Source organism: Frateuria defendens, assembly GCF_001182895.1.
Classification (GTDB): Bacteria; Pseudomonadota; Gammaproteobacteria; order Xanthomonadales; family Rhodanobacteraceae; genus Frateuria_B; species Frateuria_B defendens.
Window position 1 is genome coordinate 18422 of sequence record NZ_LFQR01000081.1, and the last position, 12357, is coordinate 30778.

Here is a 12357-nt window from a genome sequence, read left to right on the forward strand (position 1 = left end):
GGAATCCTTCGCGTACAGGAGTGAGGTGCGCGCACGTCAGCGGCGGATGCGCACGATGCTGGTCATGCGGTCGATGTAGCTGTCGCGCTCGCCGAACAAGAGCGGCCGCAGCGGCGTCACCGACACGGCGTCGAGCTTGACACGGCGGATGCCGCCCTCGGCCGTGCGGTAGGCGATGCCGCTGGTGTCGTGGATCACGTAGGGTTCGTCGCCCACCCAGCCGAGCACCATCATCACGTGGCCGGGGATGTAGATGAGGTCGCCCAGCTGCAGCTGCTTCACCGCCTGCAGGCGTACCTCGTGGCCGTCCGCCGCGGTGAAGGCGCGATGGTCCAGCGCCGGGCTCACCGCCTGGCGGCTGGTGTTGCGCGGCAGCTCCACGCCCATGCTGCGGTAGACGTCGGAGACGAAGCCCGAGCAGTCGCGGCCGTCGAAGTCGTGGCCCCAGCCGTAGCGCTCGCCGAGGAACTTGAAGGCCTGGCGGATCAGGTTGGCCGGGGTGAGCGGCAGGTAGTCGTCGGTGGTGTCGGTGTTCTTCTGTAACAACGCGGACGTGAAGGCGAGCCTGCCCTCGGCGGTGCGGTGCGGCAATTCCAGCACGTGCGAGCTGTAGGCGCCCTCGCCGTTCACCGGCTGATCCGCCGGCCAGTCGGCCAGCGGCACGCGCGTGCCCATGTCGAGCTGGAGCTGGGAGACTTCCGGCCGCTCGGGCGTGTACACGGTGCGCACACTGGCGGCGGTGACCACGCGGTAGGGCCGCTTCGCCGCGTAGCCGAGCACCTCGGCGGCGCTGCCTTCGGCCACGTTCTCGCGGCGCGTCCAGGCGGCATAGCGCGGGCTCACCACGAACAGCCACTGGCCGTCGCGGCTGGCGTGCACGATGGCCACCGGCGTGCCGGGGAACTCGGCCGTCTCCTGGAAGCGGTCGATGTCGAGGTCACCGGTGCGGCTGAACACGCGCAGGCCGGTGGGGAAGCTGCGCAGCGCCGCGCGCTGCACCACCAGGCCGTAGCGGGTGGGCTGGGTGGCGGGGATGGCGTCGAGCGCAAGCGCGTCCATGAGGCCGTCGAGCGTCGCCGCCGGCACCGCCTTGCCCTGCGCGTCGTAGAGCGTGCGCGTGGGGCGCGTGGAAAGGCCCTCGATCCAGCCCCGCACCTGGGCGCGCGGCAGCGTGGCCGGCAGCGCGCGCAGGTCGTGCATGGAGTCGTCCTCGCGCAGCAGCCGGGCGTTGGCGGCGGCGATCTCCTCGCGGCTCAAGATGATGCGGTCGGGGTCGTCCTGCCGGGCGATCCAGAACTGCGGCGCGAGCTTGGCCTCGTCCATGCCGATCACGCCCGAAGGCGGCACTGGCAGGGGCGAGACGTCCGGCTGCGCCGCGCGCAGCGCGGGGCCGCCGAGGGCGAGCAGCAGGCCGAGGGAAACGGGAAGGACGAAGCGCATCGGGAGATTCCTAGTTTGCGGCCAGCGCCGCCATCACCGAGGCCACCAGCAGGCCGAAGCCGGTGCCGAGGATATAGCCCAGCAGCGCCAGCAGGATGCCCACCGGCACCAGCGAGCGCGCGTAGCTCGCTGCCAGCACCGGCGTGGCGGCCACGCCGCCGATGTGCGCCAGCGAGGCGATGCCGCACAGGTACAGGTCGAAGTGGAACAGCCGCGCCGCCAGCGCCAGCAGCGCGGCATGGATGGCGATGATGCAGACCCCGCACAGCAGGTACAGCGGCGCCCGCGCGATGCCCTCGAAGTTGCTCTGCGAGGCGAGCACCGCCACCACGCCGATCAGCATCGCGCTGGAAATCGTGCTGGCACCGGCGAAGCGCGCCAGCGGCGTGTGCGCGGCAATGAGCCCCGCCAGCGTGGCGAGCAGGATGGTCCAGGTGGTGGCCGAGATCATGCTGGAGGTCGGCAGGTGCCCCGCCAGAGCGGCGGAGCCGGCGCCCACCAGCAGGGCCAGGCCCAGCCAGATCAGCACGTTCTCCGGCACCGTGGGCGCGCGCGGCGCGGTGTCGGCCGCCGCCATCTCCGCGCTGGAGCGCGCCCGCGTCCAGCGGTTGAAGGCCGGCGCCAGCCGCGCCACCGCGAACAGCACCACCACCCACATCGAGTAGCACAGCGCGTCGGTGAGCAGGCTCATGGCGAGCAGGGTGTCGGGCATGCCGATGGCCTGCTTCACCGCGATCATGTTGGCGGTGCCGCCCACCCAGCTGCCGGAGAGCGCGGCCAGCGGCTGCCAGGTGTTGCCGGGCAGCCAGCGGTGGAAGATCAGGAACACGCTGATGAAGGCGATGAACAGGCACACCGTGGTGGAGAAGAACACCGCCAGCACGCGCGGCCCGAGCCGGAAGATGGCGCGCAGGTCGCAGTTGATCATCAGCAGGAACAAGAGCGCCGGCACCATGTGCGCGATCAAGAGGCCCTGCGCCGCACGGATCTCCTCGTTCACCTGCCACAGCCCCGACACCGCCAGCGCGGTCACGGTGAGGTACACCAGCACGATCGGCGGCAGCACCTCGAACAGGCGCCAGCCGTAGCGCCGCTCCAGCGCGGGGAACACGCCCGCGGCCAGCAGCATCACCGCGAGATAAGGCCAGACCGTGTGGATCACCGCTCCCCCTTCAGAGCCATCGGTCGCGCCCCGCGCCACCCGTGGGTGGAATAAGAAATTCCACGTTAGTTTTTTTGAAGCATAAATTATTGACCACCTTTTTCAAGCATGTTACACACGGTTCATCGGCGCTCGGGGGAGACAAGGCCATGACCACGATGCATGCATCGCGCGGGGAAGCCGTGCCGCGCCGGCGCCAGGGCCGGCGGGCCGGCGCCGCGGCCGTCGCGCTGCTGCTCGCGCTCGGCGGCCCGGGTGCGGTCGCGGCCACCGCCGATGAGGCCACCGCGACCGCACCCATCATTGCCCAGATCGACGCCGGCCGTTTCCGCGATGCCGAGGCGGCCATCGCCCGCGCACTGGCGCAGCCCGGCCTGCCCGCCGCGGAGCGCGAGGCGCTGGCCTTCCAGCGCGAGCGCATGCGCCGCATCCGGCTCGACTTCACGCTCGACGCCGAAGCGGCCAAGGCGCGCCTGCGCCGCGACATCCCCGACCTCAGCGACGCGGAGTTCGCGCGCTGGGACGCCGCCGGCCTCATCGAGCACCTGAACCTCGACGGCCGCACGCTGTACTTCAAGCGCGCGCCCTCCAACCTGTTCCGCCTCAGCGCCGAGGCGCGCGCGCGGCGCGCGGTGCAGACGCCGTTCGACGACAGCCCGCTGCAGGTGCTCGGCCCCCACCAGCGCGAGGCCCGCGCCGAGGCGCGCGCCAGCGGCCGCACCAGCGTGGCGCCCCGGCGCGTGCACGTGACGCAGACAGTGACAGTGAAGGCCGACGCCGTGCCCGCCGGCGAGACGGTGCGAGCCTGGATCCCCTACCCGCGCGAGCTGCCCGGCCAGCAGGAGGCCCTGCGCCTGCTCGGCAGCACGCCGGCCGCGCACACCGTGGCGCCCGCCTCCGCGCCGATGCGCACGGTGTACCTGGAGCAGCCCGCGCAGGCCGGCAAGCCCACCGTGTTCGCGATCGACTACGACGTCACCGTGTACGCACGCGACTACGCCATCGACCCGGCCAAGGTGGTGCGCGCACCGATCACCCCGGCCTTGGCGCCCTACGTGGCCGAGCGGCCGCCGCACGTGGTGTTCACCGGCGACCTGCGCGCCTTCTCGCGCCAGGTGGTGGGCGGCGAGACCAACCCCTACCGCATCGCGCAGAAGCTGTTCGCCGCGGTGGACCGCATCCCCTGGGCCGGCGCGCGCGAATACTCCACGCTCAGCCACATCAGCGACTACACCCTGCACGCCGGCCACGGCGACTGCGGCCAGCAGACCCTGCTGCTGATCGCCCTGCTGCGGCTCAACGGCATCCCGGCGCGCTGGCAGTCCGGCTGGATCTTCTCCGACACGAAGTACGAGGACATCCACGACTGGGGCTGGCTGTACCTGGCGCCCTACGGCTGGGTGCCGATGGACGTGACCTTCGGCCAGCTCGAACCCGCGCCGGGCGACGACCCGTCGCTGCGTTGGTTCTATCTCGGCGGGCTCGACGCCTACCGCGTCGCCTTCAACGACGACTACGGCCAGCCCTTGGTGCCGGCCAAGCAGTACCCGCGCTCGGACACCGTGGACTCGCAGCGCGGCGAGGTCGAGTGGAGAGGGGGAAACCTCTACTACGACCAGTGGAGCTACCACTTCGCCTGGCAGCTCCTGCCCGTGCAAGCGGGCCACTGACACCACGTTTCATGACAAGTGCGCCGGAGCGGCCGGCGTGGGGAGAGAGGGGATATGCGCAGCAGGGCTGAGAGGCTTGCCCGTACCGTTTTGTGTACGGCGTTGGGGATGGGTTTGATGTCGCTGGCCGCGTTGCCGGCCTATGCCGCCAACAACGACGGCACCGTGAGCGGCCACACCAAGCCGGGTGCGGTGGTGACCGTGGTCAACCCGGCCACCGGCCTGAGCCGCTCGGTGACCGCCGACGCGAAAGGCAGCTACCGCATCCCGTTCCTGCCGGTGGGCGACTACACGCTCACCGCCGAGCAGGGCGGGCAGGCGCTGGGCGCGCCCATCGCCGTCACCGTGACGCTGGGCAACGCCACCAACGTCAACGTGGGCGACGCCACCAACCTCTCCACGGTAAGCGTGAGCGGCACCGTGCTGCCGGTGATCGACGTCAGCTCCACCGAGAGCGCCACCAACATCAGCCGGCAGGAGCTGGCGCGCCTGCCGGTGGACCCAACGTGACCTCGGTGGCGCTGCTCGCGCCCGGCGTGGTCAGGGGCAACGCCGGCTTCGGCGGCATCTCCTTCGGCGGCTCCTCGGTGGCGGAGAACGCCTTCTACGTCAACGGCCTCAACGTCACCGACTTCTACAACCGCAACGGTTTCTCCGAGGCGCCGTTTGCCTTCTACCAGGAGTTCCAGGTCAAGACCGGCGGCTACTCGGTGGAGTTCGGCCGCACCACCGGCGGCGTGGTCAACGCGGTGGTGCGCTCGGGCACCAACGAGTTCCAGGGCGGCACCCAGATCACGCTGGAGCCGGGCAACTGGCACTCGGTGGCGGCCAACCACTACGACGATGAGGGCAACCGCTACCTCACCCAGCGCCGCGACCGCGACTCGCTGGTGAAGACCGACGTCTGGGCCTCCGGCCCCATCGTCAAGGACAAGCTGTTCTTCTTCGCCATGTACGAGGCACGCGGCGCCACCCCGCGCAACACCGACGACCAGGGCGAGTCCATCACCTACAACAACTCGCACACCGGCTTCTGGGGCGGCACCATCGACTGGAACATCACCGACAGCAACGTGCTCTCGCTGATGGCCTTCTCGGACAGGAACAGCACCACCGGCGACGTCTACGGCTACGACTACGCCAGCAACACCACCACCGGCAAGACCAACCAGGTCTTCACCGACACCGGCGGGCGCAACTGGGCGCTGACCTGGACCAGCTACCTCACCAACGACCTGTCGATGAAGCTGATGGTTGGCCGCAACGAGCGCGAGGCCTTCACCCACTCGCAGCTCGACGTGGACTGCAACCGCGTAGCGGCCACCAACGCCTTCCTGCAGGGCAACAGCCCCGGCGTGCAGCTCGGCTGCAGCAGCAACTCCACCGTGTATTCGCGCCAGGACACCCGCAAGCAGGGCCGCGCCGACTTCGAGTGGACGCTGGGCGACCACCTGCTGCGCTTCGGCTACGATCACGAGGACGACACCTCCGTCTCCAGCCAGTACTACGCCGGCCCCGGCGCGGTCTACTACAACCTCTACACCGCCGGCGCCGGCGCCACCCTGCCCAACGGCGGCGTGATGCCGGCCGGCTACCCGGGCTACGTGCGCGCCCGCCGCTACCAGATCGGCGGCACCTTCAAGACGCTCAACGCCGCCTACTACCTGGAGGACAACTGGCAGCTCGCGCCCAACCTGGTGCTCAACGCCGGCGTGCGCAACGACAGCTTCGACAACCAGGACGCGGCGGGCCACAGCTACATCAAGATGAGCCGCCAGATCGCCCCGCGCGTGGGCTTCTCCTGGGACATGAAGGGCGACGGCAGCGCCAAGCTGTTCGGCAACCTGGGCCGCTACTACCTGCCGGTGGCCAACGTGATCAACATCAAGCAGGCCGGCGGCCTGCTCGACGAGCGCACCTACTACGCCTTCGACGGCTGGGACATCCGAGAGTTGAACGGCGTGCAGTACGCGGTGCCCAAACTCGGCCCGCAGATCGGCGCGGTGGACACCTCGCAGGGCGACGGCAGCGTGGGCGACCTGCGCTCGGAGGTGGACCACCACATGGACCCGGTCTACCAGGACGAGGCCATCCTCGGCTTCCAGCAGATGCTGGGCCCGCAGTGGTCGTGGGGCGTGAAAGGCACCTACCGCAAGCTGCACAACGCCATCGACGACATGGAGATCAGCGCCACCGCGCAGTGCGGCGGCGACGGCTACATCGGCTGGGTGATGGGCAACCCCGGCAAGAAAACCACCGTGTGGGGCGACACCAACTGCGACGGCAAGCCGGACGGCTGGCTCACCGTCAACGCCGGCATCAGCTACATCCTGCCGTTCGAGGGGCGCGGCAAGCTGCAGGTGAAGCTCGCGGTCTACAACCTGCTCAACCAGCAGCGCACGGTGAACGTGGACCAGGACCTGCAGACCACCATCTCCAACGCCACCAACGACACCTTCAGGCAATCGATCGGCTTCCAGTCGCCGCGCTTCACCCAGCTCACGGTGACGGTGGATTTCTAAAAGCCTTCCCTGCCGGCGGCCCGCGCCTTGCGGGCCGCCTCCTTTTTTCGGCACGCCGGCTTGCAAACCGCCCGCCGGCCGCGAATGCTTGGGGCCGGCGCCCGGTCGCCGCGCGCGCACCGCGGCCACTGCGCATTCGCCAGCGGCAAGCCCACCGCCCCATGCAGCCTGCACGCCGGCCACGGCCGGCGCCACAAGGGAGAAACCATGACCCGACCCGGCCACCGGCCCCTGCTCGCCGCCCTGCTCGCCGCGCTGGCCCTGGCGGCCAACGCCGCCGCGCCGGCCCAGCAGGCCCCGCTCACCCTCGACACCCACGTCGACATCCCCTTCGCCTACCTGCGCGAGGCGCGCTTCGACCCCGGCGCCGACACACCGCTGCAGGTGGACCTCGGCAAGATGCGGCGCGGCGGGCTCGATGCCGCCTTCTTCGTCGTCTGGGTGCCGCAGGGCCCGCTGACGCCGGCCGGCTACGCCAAGGCGGTGGCGCAGGCGAAGCAGAAGTACGACGCCATCGACCGCATGCTGGCCAAGTACCCCGCGCGCATCCGCCTCGCCACCACGCCCGCGCAGGTCGCGGCCAACCACGCCGCCGGCCGGCTCTCGGCGATGATCGGCATCGAGAACGCCTACTCGCTCGGCCACCAGCTCGCCAACCTCGACGCCGCCTACGCGCGCGGCGCCCGCTACGTGGGCCTGGTGCACGTGGGCCACGACGACCTGTGCACCAGCTCGATGCCGCAGGCCGACCTGGGCGACCCGCCGGTGAGCGACGCCGGCCTCAGCGACTTCGGCCGCGCGGTGGTGAAGCGCGCCAATGCGCTCGGCATGATGGTGGACATCTCGCACGCCTCCGACGCCTGCGTGCGCGACGTGCTGGCACTGTCCAGCGCGCCCATCATCGCCTCGCACTCCTCCGCCCGCGCCCTGGTGAACCACCCGCGCGACCTGCCCGACGAGCTGCTGCGCGCCATCGCCGCCAAGGGCGGCGTGATCCAGGCGGTGGCCTACAAGGGCTTCCTCAAGCTCGACCCCGGCCGCGAGCTGGCCGAGAAGGCGCTCGAGGCACGAGTGGCGAAGCAGCACGGCCGCAAGCAGTTCGACGACGAACTGGACGGCTATTCGCCCGAGATGAAACAGGGCCTGGCCGCGATCGAGCAGCGCTACCCGCTGCCCACGCTGGACGACTTCGTGGCCCACATCCGCCACATGGTGGAGGTGGCCGGCATCGACCACGTCGGCATCGCCTCCGACTTCGACGGCGGCGGCGGCATCACCGGCTGGATGGACGCGGGCGAGACCGCCAACGTCACCGCCGCGCTGCGCCGGCACGGCTTCAGCGAGGCGGAGATCGCCAAGCTGTGGAGCGGCAACCTGCTGCGGGTGTGGGGGGAGGTGGAGCGCGATGGGCGGCGCTGAGGGGAGATGCGTCATGCAAGGGCTGTCCGACACACACCACGCCGGTACCGGGCATGGCGGCGATAGCGCCCGCTCCGTCGCCACGCTGCCGCGAGCACCCGCCCGCCATACCGCCGCTACAGCGCGGCGTTTCGCGCGCCGCGCACTCGCCGCGGCACTCCCCCTGCTCGCCGCCTGCGCCACCACGCCGCACACCGGTGCCCCCGCTTCGACCATCGCGACGGCGACGACAGCCACCGCCCGGCAGACCTACGACCGCTACGTCGAAGACGCCTACACCCGCTACCACCTCCCCGGCCTCGCCGTCGGTGTGATCGAGGACGGCCAGGTCGTCTACACCCGCACGCTCGGCGAGCGCGTGGCCGGCTCCGGCGAGAAGATCGACGCCGACACGCTGTTCAAGATCGCCTCCAACAGCAAGGCCATGACCACCGCCCTGCTCGGCCGCCTGGTGGACCAGGGCAAGCTGCGCTGGGACGACCCGGTCACCCGCTACCTGCCCGGCTTCCAGATGCACGACGCCTGGGTGACCCGGGAAATGCGCGTGAGCGACCTGCTCACCCACTCCAGCGGCCTGCCCGAGGGCGGCGGCGACCTGATGCTGTGGCCCGAGCCCAACGCCTTCACCCGCGCCGACATCATCCACGCACTGCGCTACATCAAGCCCGGCTACAGCTTCCGCAGCAAATACCAGTACGACAACCTGCTCTACGTGGTGGCCGGCGAGCTGGCCGCCGCCGCCGGCGGCGCGCCCTACGAGACGTTGATGCGCCGCGAGGTGTTCGCGCCGCTCGGCCTCTCGCGCTGCCAGGTCGGCCGCTGGGACCGCGCCGCGGTCGGCAACGTGGCCGAGCCGCACGGCTACCTCGACGGCCGCAACCGGGTGATCCGCGCCGACGACGCCGAGGTGCCGGCCACCGCCTCCGACCCGGCCGGCGGCATCCGCTGCGGCCTGAACGACATGCTGGCCTGGGCGCGCAACTGGCTCGCGCCCACGCCCGCGCAGCTGGCCTGGCTCTCGCCCGCGCAGCGCACGGTGCTGCAGGCGCCGCACATGCTGATCCCGCTCTCCGCCCAGCGCCGCGAATGGGACCACAGCCACGTGATGGCCTACGGCTACGGCTGGCGCATGGCCGACGTCGACGGCCAGTGGACGGTGTGGCACACCGGCACGCTGGCCGGCATGTATTCGGAGCTGATGCTGCTGCCCGACCGGCGCAACGGCTTCGTCATCCTCATCAACGGCAACGGCGGCGAGGCGCGCACCATCCTGGCCGAGGCCCTGCTCAAGCACTTCACCGCCCCCGCCGACACGCGCGGCGTGGCCGGCTACGCCGCGCTGGCGGCCGCCGCGCGACCCAAGCCCGGCCCCGCCAGCCACCTGCCCGACAGCGCCACCGCGCTGGCCGTGGCACCGCACGCGCTCGGCGCGCGGCTAGGCCGTTACCGCGACCCCTGGCTGGGCGCCGTCACCCTGTGCGCACAGAACGGCGCGGTGCGCTTTCAGGCGCAGAAATCGCCGCGTCTCGCCGGCGCCGTGATGCAGCTCGGCGGCCGCTACCTCGTGCGCTGGGACGACCGCAGCGTGGACCCCGACGCCTGGCTCGACTTCCACGACGGCGTGCCCGCGCGCCTCACCATGGCCAAGCTCGATCCGCACGGCGACTTCAGCTCCGACTACGAAGACCTCGACTTCACCCGGGAGGGCGGCTGTGATTGAGACGGCTGGACGTCCGAACCGCAAGACCCATCGCCCAGGCGTGGCCGGCAACTGTAGGAGCGCACTCGTGCGCGACCCGCCCATACCCATCCACCGTGTCGCGCGCAAGCGCGCTCCTACAGGGCGCCTTGCGGCGGTGCGGCGGGCAATACCCGTGCTCCTCCTCGCCCTGCTTCCCCTGGTCACCGCTGCCGCCGACACGCCCCGGCTCTCGCCCGCCCGCACCGCCGCCGAGGCCGGCCTGGTGGACGTGCGCACGCGCGTGCCCGACATCGCGCAAGACATGAAATACGCCGGCCGCGACAACTTCGTCGGCCGCCCGGTGGAGGGCTACGCCGCGCCCAAGTGCCTGCTGCACGCCCCCGCCGCCGACGCGCTGGCCCGCGCCGATCACGCGCTGCGCGCGCAGGGCTACCGGCTGCAGCTGTGGGACTGCTACCGCCCCGCCCGCGCGGTAGCCGACTTCGTGCGCTGGGCGCACGACCTCGCCGACACCCGCACCAAGGCCGCGCACTACCCCCACCTCGACAAGTCGAAGCTACTCGGCGACTACATCGCCCCCATCTCCGGCCACAGCCGCGGCAGCACCGTGGACCTCAACCTGCTGAAATGCGACGCCCGCGGCGCGCCCTGCGCGCCGCTCGACATGGGCACCGGCTTCGACTACTTCGACCCCCGCGCGCATACCGAAACACCCGGCCTCACCGAAGCCCAGCGCGCCAACCGCGCCCGCCTGCGCGGCGCGATGGAGGCGGCGGGCTTTAGCAACTACCCGCTGGAATGGTGGCACTACACCTACCAGCCCGAACCCACGCCCGACACGCTCTACGACGTGCCGGTGCAATGAGTCCGTCCCCTCGCCCTCTCCCCGGTCGCCACGCCCGCCACCGCCCGACCACGGATACCGCCATGCCGCCCCGCGTACACGGCCCGCGCAACAAGCGCCTCGCAGCACCCGCCCTTGTAGAAGCGCGCCTTGCGCGCGACCGCTCTTCGCACATCACGGACAACCGAAGCCGTACCTGCCCAGCGCCATGCGCCACCTGTCGCGCGCCCGCGCACTCCTGCAGCAGGGATGGCGCATGAAACCCGCCACCACGACTTCGCGGGCTTCAGCCAGCCAGCGCCTGCCGCGCCTGTTGCTCTCCCTGCTCGCGCTCGCCGCGCCTTTCGCGGCTCCCGCCTCACCGACGGACCGCGACGCCGCTGTGGACCGCCTGATGCAGCGCTACCAAGGCGACGTGCCCGGCGCCGCCCTGCTGGTGCTGAAGGACGGCCAGCCCGCGCTACGACACGGCTACGGCCTCGCCGACCTCGCCACCCGCGCGCCGGTCACGCCGTCCACCGACTTCCGCCTCGCCTCGGTGAGCAAGCAGTTCACCGCCGCGTCGATCCTGCTGCTCGCGCAGGACGGCAAGCTGCGCCTCGACGACCCCGTGCGCCGCTGGCTGCCCGAGCTGCCGGAGAGCGACGCGGGCATCACCCTGCACCACCTGCTCAGCCACGGCAGCGGCCTGATCGACTACGAAGACCTGATGCCGCCACAGACCGTGCGCCCGCTGCATGACGCCGACGTGCTGCGCCTGCTCGCCGCCGAAACCCGCAGCTACTTCCCGCCCGGCCAGGGCTACCGCTACAGCAACGGCGGCTACGCCCTGCTCGCGCTGGTGGTCGAGCGCGCCTCCGGCATGCCCTACCCGGACTTTCTGCGCACGCGCATCTTCCAGCCGCTCGGCATGAGCCACTCGCTGGCCTACGTGCAGGGCGGCCCCGCGGTGCCGGAACGCGCCTACGGCTACACCGAGATCCAGGGCGCCTGGACGCGCACCGACCAGAGCATGACCAGCGCGGTGCTCGGCGACGGCGGCATCTACACCTCCATCGACGACCTGGCGAAATGGGACGCCGCTCTCTACGACAACCGCCTGCTCGATGCCACCTCGCGCCGGCTCGCCTTCAGCCCGCACAACAAGGTGATCGGCGAGCCCTACGACGCCACCTACGGCTACGGCTGGCGCCTCACCGGCGATACCGTGTGGCACTCGGGCGAGACGGTGGGCTTCCGCAACGTGATCGTGCGCTGGCCCAAGCGGCATCTCACGGTGGTGCTGCTCAGCAATCGCAATGCGCCGGAGCCGTATCGGACGGCGCTGGCGATCGGGAGGTTGTTTGGTGGGGATTGAAGGGGTGCTTGCACGCTTCACTCCCTCTCCACCGCCGGGGAGAGGGTTGGAGTGAGGGGCGGGTGCTCGTGGTAATGCACGTATCTTGGCTCTTGCTCGTCGCTCTTGCTCGTCGTTCCGGTGTAGGCCGGAACCCAGAGCGGTTACGCCTTGCTCGAAGCGAGGTGTTGCCCTGGCCGGCCCTATGGCCGGGGGTTTCGCTCCCCTGCCGGGGAGCGAGTTACTTTTCTTTGCTTGCCCA

The 12357-nt window shown here is 70.9% G+C and carries 7 protein-coding genes and 1 pseudogene; 6 read left to right on the top strand and 2 right to left on the bottom strand.

Annotated features, from left to right (window positions below):
• Positions 1-36: 36 nt before the first annotated feature.
• Both ACH65_RS11835 and ACH65_RS11840 read right to left on the bottom strand, forming a co-directional pair.
• Positions 37-1440, bottom strand: a complete 1404-nt coding sequence (locus ACH65_RS11835; RefSeq protein WP_049622806.1) for a C40 family peptidase — start codon at positions 1438-1440, stop codon at positions 37-39.
• Between the two features lie 10 nt (positions 1441-1450).
• A complete protein-coding gene (locus ACH65_RS11840; protein WP_049622807.1) occupies positions 1451-2602 on the bottom strand; it encodes a DUF819 family protein in 1152 nt (383 codons plus the stop codon).
• 149 nt (positions 2603-2751) lie between these two features.
• On the opposite strand from ACH65_RS11840, the gene ACH65_RS11845 reads away from it, so the two are divergent.
• From ACH65_RS11845 to ACH65_RS11870, 6 genes and pseudogenes are all read left to right on the top strand, one after another.
• The gene (locus tag ACH65_RS11845) at positions 2752-4272 is read left to right on the top strand and encodes a transglutaminase-like domain-containing protein (protein WP_082190287.1); all 1521 of its coding nucleotides are present in this window, start codon (positions 2752-2754) and stop codon (positions 4270-4272) included.
• Between the two features lie 54 nt (positions 4273-4326).
• Positions 4327-6584 (top strand): annotated as a pseudogene (locus tag ACH65_RS11850) (TonB-dependent receptor); the annotation flags it as partial.
• A 417-nt stretch (positions 6585-7001) separates the two neighbouring features.
• Positions 7002-8213: a dipeptidase gene (locus ACH65_RS11855; RefSeq protein ID WP_049622808.1), complete on the top strand. Its 1212-nt coding sequence runs from the start codon at positions 7002-7004 to the stop codon at positions 8211-8213.
• A 13-nt stretch (positions 8214-8226) separates the two neighbouring features.
• Positions 8227-9933, top strand: coding sequence for a serine hydrolase (locus ACH65_RS11860; RefSeq protein WP_082190288.1), 1707 nt, complete (start codon positions 8227-8229; stop codon positions 9931-9933).
• 148 nt (positions 9934-10081) lie between these two features.
• Positions 10082-10780, top strand: coding sequence for a M15 family metallopeptidase (locus tag ACH65_RS19055; protein ID WP_425478291.1), 699 nt, complete (start codon positions 10082-10084; stop codon positions 10778-10780).
• A gap of 235 nt (positions 10781-11015) precedes the next feature.
• Positions 11016-12116, top strand: a complete 1101-nt coding sequence (locus tag ACH65_RS11870; RefSeq protein WP_082190290.1) for a serine hydrolase domain-containing protein — start codon at positions 11016-11018, stop codon at positions 12114-12116.
• Positions 12117-12357 lie beyond the last annotated feature (241 nt).

What these genes read in the sequence shown, in the direction of transcription:
- ACH65_RS11835 (WP_049622806.1), bottom strand. Translation starts at nt 1,440, where the DNA reads ATGCGCTTCGTCCTTCCCGTTTCCCTCGGCCTGCTGCTCGCCCTCGGC.
- ACH65_RS11845 (WP_082190287.1), top strand. Translation starts at nt 2,752, where the DNA reads ATGACCACGATGCATGCATCGCGCGGGGAAGCCGTGCCGCGCCGGCGC.
- ACH65_RS11855 (WP_049622808.1), top strand. Translation starts at nt 7,002, where the DNA reads ATGACCCGACCCGGCCACCGGCCCCTGCTCGCCGCCCTGCTCGCCGCG.
- ACH65_RS11860 (WP_082190288.1), top strand. Translation starts at nt 8,227, where the DNA reads ATGCAAGGGCTGTCCGACACACACCACGCCGGTACCGGGCATGGCGGC.
- ACH65_RS11870 (WP_082190290.1), top strand. Translation starts at nt 11,016, where the DNA reads ATGAAACCCGCCACCACGACTTCGCGGGCTTCAGCCAGCCAGCGCCTG.